The organism is Streptomyces caniferus (genome assembly GCF_009811555.1).
Lineage (GTDB): Bacteria > Actinomycetota > Actinomycetes > Streptomycetales > Streptomycetaceae > Streptomyces > Streptomyces caniferus.
Map to the genome: position 1 here is coordinate 382,306 of NZ_BLIN01000001.1, position 13,789 is coordinate 396,094.

The 13,789-nt window shown below is 71.6% G+C and carries 10 protein-coding genes and 1 pseudogene; 3 read left to right on the forward strand and 8 right to left on the reverse strand.

Annotated features, from left to right (window positions below):
• Positions 1 to 337: 337 nt before the first annotated feature.
• Together Scani_RS01515 and Scani_RS01520 are read right to left on the reverse strand one after the other, a co-directional pair.
• Positions 338 to 2,389, reverse strand: coding sequence for an APC family permease (locus Scani_RS01515; RefSeq protein ID WP_159469210.1), 2,052 nt, complete (start codon positions 2,387 to 2,389; stop codon positions 338 to 340).
• Between the two features lie 587 nt (positions 2,390 to 2,976).
• On the reverse strand, positions 2,977 to 4,968 hold the full coding sequence (locus Scani_RS01520) for an NAD-binding protein (protein ID WP_159469387.1): 1,992 nt from the start codon (positions 4,966 to 4,968) through the stop codon (positions 2,977 to 2,979).
• A gap of 329 nt (positions 4,969 to 5,297) precedes the next feature.
• Between Scani_RS01520 and Scani_RS01525 the strand changes: the two genes are divergently transcribed.
• Together Scani_RS01525 and Scani_RS01530 are read left to right on the forward strand one after the other, a co-directional pair.
• Positions 5,298 to 5,966 carry a potassium channel family protein gene (locus Scani_RS01525; protein ID WP_159469212.1) on the forward strand — a complete coding sequence of 223 codons (669 nt, stop codon included), beginning with the start codon at positions 5,298 to 5,300 and terminating at the stop codon, positions 5,964 to 5,966.
• Entirely contained in the window at positions 5,963 to 6,634 is a 672-nt protein-coding gene (locus tag Scani_RS01530; RefSeq protein ID WP_026170356.1) for a potassium channel family protein, read from the forward strand. The genes Scani_RS01525 and Scani_RS01530 overlap by 4 nt, the downstream gene beginning before the upstream one ends.
• A 149-nt stretch (positions 6,635 to 6,783) precedes the next feature.
• On the opposite strand, the gene Scani_RS01535 is transcribed toward Scani_RS01530, so the two are convergent.
• The 4 genes from Scani_RS01535 to Scani_RS01550 form a co-directional block, all read right to left on the reverse strand.
• Positions 6,784 to 7,677: a DUF3159 domain-containing protein gene (locus Scani_RS01535; protein WP_159469214.1), complete on the reverse strand. Its 894-nt coding sequence runs from the start codon at positions 7,675 to 7,677 to the stop codon at positions 6,784 to 6,786.
• 3 nt (positions 7,678 to 7,680) lie between these two features.
• Positions 7,681 to 8,079: an OB-fold nucleic acid binding domain-containing protein gene (locus tag Scani_RS01540; RefSeq protein WP_030088861.1), complete on the reverse strand. Its 399-nt coding sequence runs from the start codon at positions 8,077 to 8,079 to the stop codon at positions 7,681 to 7,683.
• Between the two features lie 117 nt (positions 8,080 to 8,196).
• Positions 8,197 to 8,880, reverse strand: coding sequence for a response regulator (locus Scani_RS01545; protein ID WP_159469218.1), 684 nt, complete (start codon positions 8,878 to 8,880; stop codon positions 8,197 to 8,199).
• A gap of 79 nt (positions 8,881 to 8,959) precedes the next feature.
• Entirely contained in the window at positions 8,960 to 11,512 is a 2,553-nt protein-coding gene (locus tag Scani_RS01550; RefSeq protein WP_159469220.1) for an ATP-binding protein, read from the reverse strand.
• A gap of 335 nt (positions 11,513 to 11,847) precedes the next feature.
• Here Scani_RS01550 and Scani_RS01555 point away from each other — a divergent pair, with 335 nt between their 5' ends.
• A complete protein-coding gene (locus tag Scani_RS01555) occupies positions 11,848 to 12,411 on the forward strand; it encodes a GNAT family N-acetyltransferase (RefSeq protein ID WP_159469222.1) in 564 nt (187 codons plus the stop codon).
• Between the two features lie 138 nt (positions 12,412 to 12,549).
• Here the strand turns inward: Scani_RS01555 and Scani_RS40570 are convergent.
• Positions 12,550 to 12,856, reverse strand: a pseudogene (locus Scani_RS40570) (alginate lyase family protein); the annotation flags it as partial.
• Between the two features lie 260 nt (positions 12,857 to 13,116).
• Positions 13,117 to 13,785, reverse strand: a complete 669-nt coding sequence (kdpC, locus tag Scani_RS01560) for a potassium-transporting ATPase subunit KdpC (RefSeq protein WP_246295425.1) — start codon at positions 13,783 to 13,785, stop codon at positions 13,117 to 13,119.
• Positions 13,786 to 13,789 lie beyond the last annotated feature (4 nt).

Below are 13,789 nucleotides of genomic sequence, written 5' to 3' on the forward strand. Positions count from 1 at the left end.
GCTGATGCGGGCCGGGCCGGGCGGGGCTGTGCCGTGCCCGGCCGACCGCCGGCACCGGTGCTGTGCCGGACCGGCCCCATCCCCCCACAGCTTCGTGCTCTGCCGGGCCGTCCCGCGGCCGGGCCCCGTGCGGCGGATCGCCCCTCGTCGGCGCGTGTGGCCTCACCGCACCGTTGGAACGGTGGCTGCCCCACGCCTCACCCTGGCGCCGCTCTCGCTGCCCGTCGGCCCTCGCCCGTGTCCGCCGACGAGCACCTGCGCACGCCAGCGAGCCTCTGAGCGCCGGCGAGCCCCAGTGCGCCGCCGAGCGTCGGCACACCCGCCCCAGGCAGCCGCCCTACTTCTTGGGCGCCGCCTTCTCCTTCTTCGGCTGGGAGACCGGGCCGCGGCGGACCGCACCCGGAGCGTTCCACTCCGCGCGCTTGCGGGCGCGCAGCTTGGCGGCCTCGGAGGAGTCCAGCTGCCAGGGCACGGAGGTGACCATGACGCCGGGGGTGAAGAGGAGGCGGCCCTTGAGGCGCAGTGCGGACTGGTTGTGCAGCAGGTGCTCGTACCAGTGGCCGACGACGTATTCGGGGATGTAGACGGAGACGGCGTCGCGCGGGCTCTCCCGGCGCAGCGACTTGACGTAGTCGATGATCGGCCGGGTGATCTCGCGGTACGGGGAGGCCAGGACCTTCAGCGGCACCTCGATGCCGCGGCGCTCCCACTCCTCCCGCAGGGCCTTGGTGTCGGCCTGGTCCACGTCCACGCTGACCGCTTCGAGGCTGTCGGAGCGCATCAGCTTGGCGTAGTTCAGGGCGCGCAGGGTGGGCTTGTGCACCTTGGAGACCAGGACAAGGGAGTGCACCCGGGAGGGGCGGACCACGTCGTCGTCCGGGGTTTCCTCGGCGGCGATCTCGTCGGCGACCCGGTCGTAGTGGCGGCGGATCGCGGACATCGTCACAAAGAAGATGACCATGCCGAGGAGCGCGACCCAGGCGCCGTGGGTGAACTTCGTCAGGAGGACGACGACCAGGACCAGGCCCGTGAAGAAGGCACCGAATGCGTTGATGGCGCGGGAGCGGTGCATCCGGCGGCGCTTGGCCGGGTCGGTCTCGCTGAGCAGATGGCGGTTCCAGTGGCGGACCATGCCGGTCTGGCTGAGCGTGAACGAGACGAAGACGCCGACGATGTAGAGCTGGATCAGGCGGGTCGAGTCCGCGCCGTAGAGGTACACGAGGATCGCGGCGGCGCCGGCCAGCAGGACGATTCCGTTGGAGAACGCCAGGCGATCGCCGCGGGTGTGCAGCTGGCGCGGCAGATAGCGGTCCTGGGCGAGGATCGAGCCGAGCAGCGGGAAGCCGTTGTAGGCGGTGTTCGCGGCGAGGAACAGCACCAGAGCGGTGGCGGCGGCGAGGATGACGAAGAGGAAGCTGCCCTTGCCGAAGACCGCCTCGGCCACCTGCGAGATGACCGGGTTCTGGGTGTAGCCGGAGCCGACCGGCTTGCCGTGGTCGAGCAGGTCCTTGGCGGGGGTCTCCGCCATCCGGACGTGGGTCGCCATGGCCAGGCCGATGATGCCGCAGAACATGGTGACGGCCAGGCCGCCCATGAGGGCCAGCGTGGTCGCGGCGTTCTTGGACTTCGGCTTGCGGAAGGCCGGGACGCCGTTGGAGATCGCCTCGACGCCGGTGAGCGCGGCACAGCCGGAGGAGAAGGCGCGCAGCATGAGGAAGACGAGGGCGAAGCCGGCCAGGCCGCCCTGTTCCGCGTGGATGGTGAAGCCCGCGGTGGGGGCCTGCATCGTGTCGCCCAGGACGACGCCGCGGATCACGCCCCAGGCGATCATGATGAAGACGCCGGCCACGAAGACGTACGTCGGAATCGCGAAGAGCTTGCCCGACTCCTTGACGCCGCGCAGGTTCATCAGCGTCAGCAGCACGATGATGGCGATCGCGCACAGCGTCTTGTGCTGGACGACGAACGGGATCGCGGAGCCCAGGTTCTCCACTCCGGAGGCGATGGAGACCGCGACGGTCAGCACATAGTCGACGAGCAGGGCGCTGGCGACGGTGAGACCGGCCTTGGGGCCGAGGTTGGTGTTGGCGACCTCGTAGTCGCCGCCGCCGCTCGGGTAGGCGTGCACGTTCTGCCGGTACGACGCGACGACGGTGAACATCAGCACCACGACCGCGACCGCGATCCAGGGGCTGAAGTTGTACGCAGACACACCCGCGATGGACAGGACGAGCAGCACCTCGCCGGGCGCATAGGCCACCGAGGAGAGCGGGTCGGAGGCGAAGACGGGGAGTGCGATGCGCTTGGGAAGCAGGGTCTCCCCTAGCTTGTCGCTGCGCAGTGCGCGCCCGATCAAGATCCGTTTGGGCACGTCGGTCAGTTTGGACACGCAGAGGATGCTAAGCCTTCGTCAAGGTCTGCGCCCACCCGCTACCGGATCGGGTGGCCTCGGCGGGGAACGCAGTGCGTCGAGCGGGGTGCGTCTGCCCTGCTGAGGGGCGCATCGGAGCCGGTCGCCTCCACAGAATCCGCACGTCGCGCGCACGGCACGGCCCCGGCAGGCCGTATCCGTGGCATTCGTCACGGGGTTGCCGCGATCCGTCACGGAGATGACGCGACCTGTCACGCGTACGACTACACCGGTCACGAATTGACGCCGGTCGTCACGGAACGCGATGCCCGAGTCACCATGAGGTGTCGCGGCGGAGTCATGGGATCCACTGTGGGGTCAGAGGTGGCCTTGGGCGGGTGGTCATGGGTGGGTGGGCGCGGCGGAGAGTCCGGGAGCGCCGCTGCCGGCGTCGCTCCTGAGTCACCCCACGCGCCGGTGAGTCACCCTTGCGAGTCGATGAGTCACCCCACGTGGTGGCGAGGCGGACCCACCACGTCCCCGCGAGTCACCCCATGGGGTGGCGAACCCACCACGTCCCTGCGGGTCACCCACGAGTCGTCGAGTCACCCTCACGTGCCCGCGAGTCACCCCTGCCGGGCGTCCCCTGTCCCCGCTCCGGCCCCTGACTCCGCCCCGGCCCCCGCACCCCGCTGACGCCGTACATGCAGATCTCCCAGCCCCTGTCGCGTGGCGACCAGCAGCACCCGGTCCTGCGGCCGGAGGACGTAGCCGGCGCCGAGCTCGTGCACCAGGTGGGCGGGCTCGCGCTCCGCTTCCGGCGGTGGCGCCGCGGCCCCGCCGTCCGTCTCCGGGTCGTCCGGTGTGGAGGTGTCGACCGCCAGCACCCGCAGCCGCCCCGGCCGGAGCACCTCGCCGACCGTACGGCCCTCCAACGCCACATGGCCGCGTACCTCGACCCGCGCGACCAGCAGCACCCGGCGCTCGACCGGAATGGCACCGAGGATCTGGCGGCCCATCATCGCGCCGGCGAAGGCGGGCGCGGCCAGGTAGCTGACGCTCCGGCTGCGGGTCAGTGCCCGCGGGTGCGCGGCGCGCAGGGTGCGGTAGACGGCGGTGGCGAACCGGTCGTCGAACAGCCGCAGGGTCACCCGCAGCCGCGGATTGACCGAGCGGGCGTAGAGGGCGGCCTCCAGGTTGGTGGTGTCCTCGCTGGTCAGGGCGAGCAGGGTGGCCGCGCGCTCGATCACCGCGGCCTCCAGGACACCTTCGTGGGTGACGTCGCCCAGTACGGTCGGCACCCGCAGCCGGCGGGCCAGCGCGATACCCCGCGCCTCCGGGTCCCCTTCGATGCACACCACGGGGATGCCCATCTCGTGCAGCCGCGCCAGCACCCGGGTGCCGACCTTGCCGAGGCCGAGCAGCACCACATGCCCCGACAGACCGCGTGGCGGGCGGCGCAGCGCCGAGGCGCTGCGGAAGGTGCCCAGTCCCTCGAACGCCGCCGCGACGAGCACCGGCAGCAGCAACAGCCCGGTCAGCCCGGACAGCAGCTGCAGGATCTTGCGGGGCGTCGGATCGTGGATCGCCGGGTCATTGATCGCGAAGAGGTCCAGCAGCGAGAGGTAGGCGGCGTGCACCGGATCCTCCCCGGTGGTCAGGGAACCGGCGACGGCCAGCGCCAGCACCGCGCCGACGACCGCGGCCAGGGACCAGCGCAGCCGCCGGGAGAAGAGCGAGGCGAGCGGTGCGCCGCGGCCGCGCAGTCCGCGGGGGCGCACCGGCCGCCCCGTATAGGAGACGGTCTCCAGGACGATGGTTCCGCAGCCGACGGCGGCCGCGGCCGCGGCGTCGTCCGGCAGCAGTACGGGCCCCTCGTCGACGGCCGCCGAACTCGGCACGTCCTCGGGGTCGTTGGCGGAGGCGGAGAGCAGTGCCAGGGTGCACAGCCCCGGATCGCCGGGCCGGCCCGGCGGCACCGGCGTACGCTCCACGGCGCGCAGCAGCAGCCCGTCCGCCTCGATGACCTTGCTGGTACCGGCGACCGCGGTGGCCACCAGCGCGGGAGCCACGGTGTCGGCGTCGGACAGTACGGTCGTGGAGGCATCGGCGGCCTCCACGTCCCCGGCGTCGTCGGAACCCAGGGCGGCGACGGCCGCCGCCTGGTCGAGCAACTCCTCCAGATGCTGGCCGAGTTTGCGGTTGTAGAGCCGGATGACCAGCCGCAGCCGGGGGTTGAGCCTGCGGGCCCGCAGGGCGGCATGGATGTTGAGCTCATCGTCGTCGTAGACCAGCGCCAGGGCGTCCGCGTCGACGATGCCCGCCGCGGCCAGCGCCGCATCGTCGGGCTGCGCCGCCTCCAGGAGCCGTACGGTCTCCTCCTGCACCTCCGCGCCGTCGTCCAGGCCCTCGGGTGGCAGCGGTGTCGTCCGCGTCATCGCCGCCGACATCCGGCCCAGCAGCGCGGTGGCCCGGTCCAGCGCGCGGGCCGGCGGCGGGATGCGGGGGCGGTGCGGCTCCCGGGCGGAGGGGACGACGAGCGTCACCCGTTCGCCGTAGACGTCCCGGAGTTCGGCGGCGAGCCGATGCGCCAGCGCATCGTCGCCGCAAACCACCATGTGCGGGGTGCAGTAGCCCTGTTGGGGCTGGAGAGGCAGGTTGGGCACACCTCGTAGCGTGCCTTACGGGCGTCGGGCGGCGCAGCCCGGCGCGAGATGCCGTCGTGCGGACGGCGCGGATCCGCATCAGACCACGGCCCACCGCGCCCCCTACCGGAAGCGCCATTACGGCTACGGTTGTACCGGACCACGGTGCGCCCAGCGCCCCCGCTGACGCGCCCGGTCCTGTCGCGAGCCGTGGCTTCGTGTCGCCGGTACTGGGAGAAGAAAGTAGTGAGCAGGGTGTTTGTGCAGGTCAGCGCGCTAGTACAGGGCACGGGGTAATCAGCATGCACATCGTCATCATGGGGTGCGGGCGCGTGGGCTCCGCGCTTGCGCAGACCCTGGAGAGCCAGGGGCACACCATCGCCGTGGTGGACCAGGACCCGACGGCGTTCCGTCGCCTGGGTTCGTCCTTCGGCGGCCGCCGGGTGACCGGCGTCGGCTTCGACCAGGACACCCTGCGCGAGGCCGGCATCGAGGAGGCGGGCGCCTTCGCCGCCGTCTCCAGCGGTGACAACTCCAACATCATCGCCGCCCGGGTGGCCCGTGAGATGTTCGGTGTCGAGAATGTCGCGGCCCGTATCTACGACCCCCGCCGCGCCGAGGTCTACCAGCGTCTGGGCATCCCGACCGTCGCCACCGTCCGCTGGACGGCCGACCAGATGCTGCGCCGGCTGCTGCCGTCGGGCGCCGAACCGCTGTGGCGGGACCCCAGCGGCGGCGTCCAGCTCGCGGAGGTGCACACCTCCCCCGCCTGGGTCGGCCACAAGATCAGCACTCTCCAGGAGGAGACCGGCGTCCGCGTCGCCTTCCTCACCCGGCTGGGCGAGGCGATTCTGCCGACCTCGCAGACCGTGCTGCAGGAAGGCGACCTGGTGCACGTCATGATGCGCACCGACGAGGTCGAGAAGGTGGAGGCGGCATTCGCCACGGGTCCTGAGGAGGCGCACGCATGAGGGTCGCGATCGCAGGCGCCGGCGCGGTGGGCCGTTCCATCGCGGGCGAGCTGCTGGAGAACGGGCACGAGATCCTGCTCATCGACAAGGCGCCGACCGCCATCTCGGTCGAGCGGGTGCCGCTGGCGGAGTGGCTGCTGGCGGACGCCTGCGAGATCACCTCGCTGGACGAGGCGGCGCTGCAGCGCTGCAACGTCGTCATCGCGGCGACCGGCGACGACAAGGTCAACCTCGTCGTCTCGCTGCTCGCCAAGACCGAGTACGGCGTGCCGCGGGTGGTCGCCCGGGTCAATAACCCGAAGAACGAGTGGCTCTTCAACGAGTCCTGGGGCGTCGATGTCGCGGTCTCCACGCCGCGTCTGATGTCGGCCCTGGTCGAGGAGGCGGTGAGCGTCGGCGACCTGGTACGGCTGCTGCGCTTCAGCCACGGCGACGCCAACCTCGTCGAGCTGACGCTGCCCCCGGAGGCCGCACTGGCCGGCACCCGGGTCGGCGATGTCGAGTGGCCCGAGGACACCTCCCTGGTGACGATCATCCGCGGTACGCGGGTGCTCACGCCCAACAAGGAGGACGCGCTGGAGGCCGGCGACGAGCTGCTGTTCGTGGCGGCCCAGTCGCGCGAGGAGCAGCTGGAGGATCTGCTGTCGATGCGGCGCGAGGACGCGTAGCGACGACCGGCGGTCCATGGGGTGTGTGCCCCGGCGGCGGTTGTTCTGTGCCGGGGCACACACCCTCGGCACCACCGGCCGTAGCGACGCCTGGGGCCCGGGAACCAAGCGGTTCCCGGGCCCCAGGCGTAGGTGTGTGCGGGCTCCCGTCAGCGGCGGTGACGGGCCCGTCGCGGCCGCTCGTCGTCGCCCTCCGCCGCGGTCTCCGCCACGGCCTCGGACACCATGTCCGGGTAGAGGTCGCCGGCGACCCGGTCGAGCACCTCGCGCTCGCCGCGGCGCCGCTCCTCCGCCTCCTTCTCGGCCTTCTCCTTCGCCTCCATCTCGGCGAAGACATCGATCGGGGCCGGTGCCTTCGCCAGGAACACCCACGTGAGGTAGACCGCGAGCAGGAAGGGCGGGATCTTCAGTGCGATCAGCACCCAGCCGAGCTGGGTGGTGTCCGCCCACCAGTACAGCGGGAAGAGGATCGCGCACTTGGCGAAGAGGATCAGCCCCCAGGCCCAGCTGGCCTTGGCGTACGCCTTCTTCCGGCCCGGGTTGCGGGTGCGCCAGGAGAGGTTCTCCTTGAACACCGGCCCCAGGATCAGCCCGATCAGCGGGACGCCCGCGAGCGTGGTGATCATGTACGCGAGGGCCAGTCCGAGGGTGTAGAGCATCCCCGGCAGGTAGAAGTCCTTGGCGTTGCCCGTCATCATCGCGAAGACCACGCCGAAGGCCACCCCGAAGACGCCGCTGAAGGCGTGCTTGACGGTGTCCTTGCGGACCAGGCGGACCGCTGCCAGCACCACCGATACGGCCAGCGCGGCGATCGCCGAGATGTGCAGGTCCTTGTTGATCGTGAAGATCGTCACGAACAGCAGGCCGGGGACCACGGTCTCCACCATGCCGCGGACCCCGCCGAACGCTTCGAACAGCGCCGCCTCGGTCACCTGTCTGTCGGCGGCTCCTGGGACGCCCGGCTCGGGCGGGGCGGGCGAGGGGCCTGCGGAGGCATCGGGGTCGGCATCCGCGTCAGTGGTCGGTCGGTCGTGAGACGTCACCGGCTACTCCTGTCCGAGCGGTCGGAGTTCGTACTTCGGATTGAAGAGCACCCGGCGTCCGTGGCTCAGCGAGACCCGGCCCGAGGCGATGAGCTTACGGCCCGGCTCGATCCCGACGATGGAGCGGCGTCCGAGCCACACCACGTCGAGCGCCGCGGAGCCGTCGAACAGCTCCGCCTCGAGCGCGGGCACACCGGCGCGCGGCCGCAGCGTCACATGCCGCAGGGTGCCGGTGACCTTCACTATCTGCCGGTCGTCACAGTCGCAGATACGGGTGCACCCCGCGTCCTGCGCATCCTGCTGCAGCTCGGCGGACTGCAGCTCCTCCTCGGAGGAGGACAGCCTGTCGAGCAGCCGGCGGAAGCGACCGGCCGGCTTCTCGGAACGGGTCCCAGCACTCATAGCCCCAGCGTACCGGTGGCCAGGTCCCGGGATCACGGCCCGCATACGGACTTCGTACCCACCGCACAAAGCCGCGCCCCGCCGCGGGGGCCCGGATTCCGGTCCTGCGCCGCCGGGTCACTGCTCGAAGCGGTACCCCATCCCCGGCTCCGTGATGAAGTGCTTCGGGTGCGAGGGATCGCTCTCCAGCTTGCGGCGGAGCTGGGCCATGTACACCCGCAGATAGTTGGTCTCGGTGCCGTACGAGGGGCCCCAGACCTCCTGGAGCAGCTGCTTCTGGCTGACCAGCCGGCCCGCGTTGCGGACCAGGACCTCCAGCAGATGCCACTCGGTGGGGGTCAGCCGGATGTCCCGGCCGCCGCGGTTGACCTTCTTCGCGGCGAGGTCGACGGAGAAACCTTCCGTCTCCACGATCACCTCGGCGTCGGCGGGCCCGGTCGGCTCGGCCCTGCGCACCGCCGCCCGGAGCCGGGCCAGCAGCTCGTCCATGCCGAACGGCTTGGTGACGTAGTCGTCCGCCCCTGCGTCCAGCGCCTCCACCTTCTCGTCGGAGGTCTGCCGGGCGGAGAGCACCAGGATCGGCACCCGGGTCCAGCCCCGCAGCCCCTTGATCACCTCCACGCCGTCCATGTCCGGCAGACCGAGGTCGAGGACGACGACGTCGGGGTGGCGGGCGGCCGCGAGTTTGAGCGCGGTGGCTCCGTCGGGGGCCGCGTCGACCTCGTATTTGCGCGCCTTCAGGTTGATCACGAGGGCGCGGACGATCTGCGGCTCGTCATCGACCACAAGCACCCGGTTCACTGGCGTTCTCCTCGTGGTGTCGTCGCCCGGCGGGGCGAGCCCGCCGGGCGTGTGGTGAGGGTGGTCCGTGCGGCCCGGCTCATGTCGTGGCCTGGGCGGGAAGGTCGGGCCTGGCCGGCGGCCGGCCGGACGCCGCCCGGAGCGTGAGGACCATCGTCATACCGCCTCCGGGGGTGTCCTCGGCGGCGAGCGTGCCGCCCATCGCCTCCGCGAATCCGCGCGCCACGGCCAGCCCGAGGCCCACACCGGCACCGCGCGGAGCGTCGCCGTAGCGCTGGAAGGGTTCGAAGATCCGGTCCTTGGCGCTGTCCGGCACCCCCGGGCCGCGGTCGGCGACCCGCAGCTCCACCCGGTCGCCGAGCGCACTGGCCGAGACCAGTACCTGCGTCCCGTCGGGGCTGTACTTCACGGCGTTCTCCACCAGGTTGGCGACCGAGCGTTCCAGCAGCCCCGGGTCGACGGCCACGATCGGCAGCTCCTCGGGGATGTCGAGGGTGACGCTGCCCTCCGGGACGCCGCCGAGCGCCATCGGCACCACCTCGTCGAGGTCGATCTCGCGGATCAGCGGGGTGACCGTGCCGGTCTGCAGCCGGGACATGTCCAGGAGGTTGCCGACCAGGTGGTCCAGGCGGTCGGCGCCCGCCTCGATGCCGGCCAGCAGCTCCGCCTCGTCCTCCTCGGACCAGGCGACGTCGTCGGAGCGCAGGGAGGTGACGGAGGCCTTGATGCCGGCCAGCGGGGTCCGCAGATCGTGGCTGACCGCGGCCAGCAGCGCCGTCCTGATGCGGTTGCCCTCGGCCAGCTCACGGGCCCGCTCCGCCTCGCCCACCAGCCGCTGCCGGTCCAGTACGACGGCGGCCTGGGCGGCGAACGCGGCCAGCACCCGGCGGTCCTCCGCGGGCAGCACCCGGCCGGTCAGCGCCAGCGCCATGTGGTCGCCCACCGGCATGTCGACATCGGCGTCCTCGGGGCGCAGGAGCGGCTTGCCGTGGTCACTGCCGGCCCGGCCCGCGCAGGTCCACGGCTCGACGTCGCCGGCCCGCTCCAGCAGCGCCACCGTCTCCATGCCGAAGGTCTCCCGGACCCGCTCCAGCAGGGCGTCCAGGGTCGTCTCGCCGCGCAGCACGCTGCCCGCGAGGAACGAGAGGATCTCCGACTCGGCGCGCAGCCTGGCCGCCTGATGGGTGCGGCGGGCGGCGAGGTCCACCACGGAGGCGACCGAGACGGCCACCGCGAAGAAGATCACGATGGCGACGATGTTCTTGGGGTCGTCGACCGTGAGGGTGTGGGTGGGCGGCGTGAAGTAGAAGTTCAGCAGCAGCGAGCCGACCGCGGCGGACGCCAGGGCCGGCAGCTGCCCGCCGAGCAGCGCGGCGACGACCGTCAGGAAGAGGAAGAGCAGGACATCGTTGGCCAGTCCGGGGCCGTTCACCATGCCGGTCAGCAGCAGCGAGAGCAGGACCGGGCCGACGACGCCGACGAGCCAGCCGGCGATGATCCGGGTCCGTCCCAGCCGCGCGCCGCGCGCCACCGGCAGCCCCCGGCCCTTGGCGACCTCGTCGTGGGTGACGATGTGCACATCGAGGTCGGGGCCGGATTCGCGGGCGACGGTCGCCCCCACGCCCGGCCCGAAGATGTACTGCCAGGCCTTGCGGCGACTGGAGCCCAGCACGATCTGGGTGGCATTGACCCCGCGCGCGAACTCCAGCAGTGCGCTGGGTATGTCGTCCCCGATGACGTGGTGAAACGTACCGCCCAGGTCCTCCACCAGGGTCCGCTGGACGGCGAGTTCCTTGGGCGAGGCCGAGGTCAGCCCGTCGCTGCGGGCGATGTAGACGGCGAGCACCTCGCTGCCCGACCCCTTGGCCGCCATCCTCGCCGCTCGGCGGATCAGCGTACGGCCCTCCGGCCCGCCGGTCAGTCCGACGACGATGCGCTCGCGCGCCTGCCAGGTGGAACGGATCGAATGCTCCGCCCGGTACTCCTGCAGATACTCGTCCACCCGGTCGGCGACCCACAGCAGCGCCAGCTCGCGCAGCGCCGTGAGGTTGCCGGGCCGGAAGTAGTTGGACAGGGCGGCGTCCACCTTGTCGGGCTGGTAGATGTTGCCGTGCGCCATCCGACGGCGGATCGCCTGGGGCGACATGTCGACAAGCTCGATCTGGTCGGCCCTGCGCACGATCTCGTCGGGCACGGTCTCGCGCTGCCGCACACCCGTTATCGACTCGACGACATCCCCGAGTGACTCCAGGTGCTGGATGTTGACCGTCGAGATGACGTCGATCCCCGCTTCCAGCAGCTCCTCGATGTCCTGCCAGCGCTTGCCGTTGCGCGAACCGGGGACGTTGGTGTGTGCCAGCTCGTCGACCAGCGCCACGGCCGGATCGCGTTCCAGGACCGCGTCCACGTCCATTTCGGTGAATACGGTGTCGCGGTACTCCAACTCCCGGCGCTGGATCTGCTCCAGCCCGTGCAGCATGACCTCCGTACGGGGCCTGCCGTGATGCTCGACGAACGCCACGACCACGTCCGTGCCCCGCTCCACGCGCCGGTGCGCCTCGGACAGCATCGCGTACGTCTTTCCGACGCCCGGTGCCGCGCCGAGGTATATCCGTAGCTTGCCGCGTGCCATGGCCCCATTGTCTTACGTGAAAGCCGCCCCCACCGGGCTGAACCTGCTGCGACCCTACCGACCGGGCAAGGGCACAAAAGGTGCAGTCGGCGACTTGGCGTCCGGTCTTGACGCGACTCTGATACGGGCGGCGGGAGGGCCCGCGGCTGGGACCCAGGGGGTGGACGGGCACGCGGACGGGGCGCCGGCCCGGGGCCGGGCGGCGGGGCGGGCGCCGGACCGGGGCGGAGGCCGTCGACGGGGCGGACGGCGGGAAGCGGAGGGCGGGCAGGAGGTGAACCATGGCCGGAAAAATGCCGTCGCCGGGCCACCGGCCGACTGCGACGATGACCCGCATGACCGAGGCACATCCGACGGCCTCCCGCACGCCCGACGTACGCATCGCCCACACCGCCGATCTGGACCCCGCCACCCTCAAGGCGGCCCGCGCCCTCCTCTACGACGTCTTCGACGACATGACCGCGGAGGACTGGGAGCACTCGCTCGGCGGTCTGCACGCCCTGGTCCACGAAGACGGCGAGCTGATCGGGCACGCGGCTGTGGTCCAGCGACGCCTGCTGCACGGCGGCCGGGCACTGCGCTGCGGTTACGTGGAGGGCGTCGCGGTCCGTGCGGACCGGCGCGGACGCGGACACGGCGCGGCCCTGATGGACGTCCTGGAACGCGTCGTGCGCGGCGGCTACGACCTCGGCGCGCTCGGCGCCGCCGAAGAGGCCGCGCCCTTCTACGCCGCACGCGGCTGGCAGCTGTGGCGCGGACGCTCCTGGGCCCTCACTCCGGACGGCATCCGGCGCACCGCCGACGAGGACGGCTGCCTCTACGTCCTCCCTACCGCGGCCGCCCCTCTGCAGCTCGACACCGACCTCACCTGCGACTGGCGCGACGGCGACCTCTGGTGACGGGCCGGCGGGCCAGCCGGGAGTTCTTCGCCCGACCGCCCCCGGCCGGCCCCGCCCCCCGCCCGGCCCAGTCGCTCCGTACCGAACCCGGCCCGGATCAGTACCGCCTCAGCTCGGGTTCTCGGCGTGGGTCAATGTCTCGCGTTCGTCGGTGCAGCCGTGGTCGGGATCGGAGTACGAGCCGCATTCGACGATGGCGCGGGGCTTGGGCGTGCGCGCGAGCGAGCGAGGCGTAACGGCTCGCCATCATGGCGTCGAATGCGCTCTTCCAGGGCTGGGCCCCGGGGCTGACCTTGTTACGGGTGAAGTCGAGCTGGGCGGTGCCGACGAGTACGACGGGATGGGGGAAGGCGGCCGGCGCCGCGGTGGACGGGGCGCCGGCGAGCAGGCCTGCCGTCAGAGCGCCGAGCAGCGCGCCGACGACTAGGGTGAGCCTTCTGCGCATGGGGGGTGGGCGCCTTCCCGTCGAGATGCTCGATGAATGAGAGCCGTTCTCGTACATGAACGGCAGGCGCTGATATGAACACCTGCGATGACTGGCGAACGCAAGGGCAAGCCCTCGCACCGTCAAGACCTGGCGCCGGAGACCGAGAAATCAACCCCCGTGCGCCGATGGCCAGTTCAGGCCCCGAAGAGGCGGAACGCAAGAAGAGCGGCCCTTGGAGGAGAGGTCTCCTCCAAGGGCCGCTCGGGCACTCTGCGCGCTCAGCCCTTGCCCCCGCCGTGGACCAGATCCTTCAGCGCCGTGTTCAACTCCAGTACGTTGACGCGCGGTTCCCCCAGGAAACCGAGGGTGCGGGCGTCGGTGTGGCGCTCGACCAGCCGACGTACCGTGCCGCCGGGCAAGTGGTTCTCCCTGGCGACCCGGTCCGCCTGCAGCTCGGCGTACGCGGGCGAGATGTCCGGGTCGAGTCCGGAACCCGACGAGGTGACGGCGTCCGCCGGGACCTTCGCCTCGGGGACCCCGTACGTCTCGGAGACCCACCGCTTGCGCTCCTTCACCGCCTTGGCGAGGTCGGTATTGGTGGCGCCCAGGTTGGAGGCGCCGGAGACCTGGAGGTCGTACCCGGTGTTGACGCCATTGGCCCGGTTGCTGCCCAGCCCCGCGGCGGGGCGCGGCTGGAAGAACCTCAGGTCCGGGACCGGGTTGCCCCTCTTGTCCTTGCCCTTGTCGTAGCGCTGGCCGATCAGCGACGAACCGACGACCTTGCCGTGGGAGCTCACCTCGGACCCGTTGGCCTTGCCGGGGAACGCCGCCTGCGCCACGCCGGTGACCACCAGCGGGTAGACGACCCCGCAGACCACGGTCAGGACGAGCAGGGCGCGCAGGCCCGCCCCGATCAACCGGGCGGTGTTGCGGACGGAGTTGTTCACGGTG

Coding starts and splice junctions, on each gene's coding strand:
- Scani_RS01530 (WP_026170356.1), top strand. CDS start 5,963: ATGAGGGTCGCGATCGCAGGCGCCGGCGCGGTGGGCCGTTCCATCGCG.
- Scani_RS01520 (WP_159469387.1), bottom strand. CDS start 4,968: ATGGTGGTTTGCGGCGACGATGCGCTGGCGCATCGGCTCGCCGCCGAA.
- Scani_RS01555 (WP_159469222.1), top strand. CDS start 11,848: ATGACCGAGGCACATCCGACGGCCTCCCGCACGCCCGACGTACGCATC.
- Scani_RS01550 (WP_159469220.1), bottom strand. CDS start 11,512: ATGGCACGCGGCAAGCTACGGATATACCTCGGCGCGGCACCGGGCGTC.
- Scani_RS01540 (WP_030088861.1), bottom strand. CDS start 8,079: ATGAGTGCTGGGACCCGTTCCGAGAAGCCGGCCGGTCGCTTCCGCCGG.
- Scani_RS01525 (WP_159469212.1), top strand. CDS start 5,298: ATGCACATCGTCATCATGGGGTGCGGGCGCGTGGGCTCCGCGCTTGCG.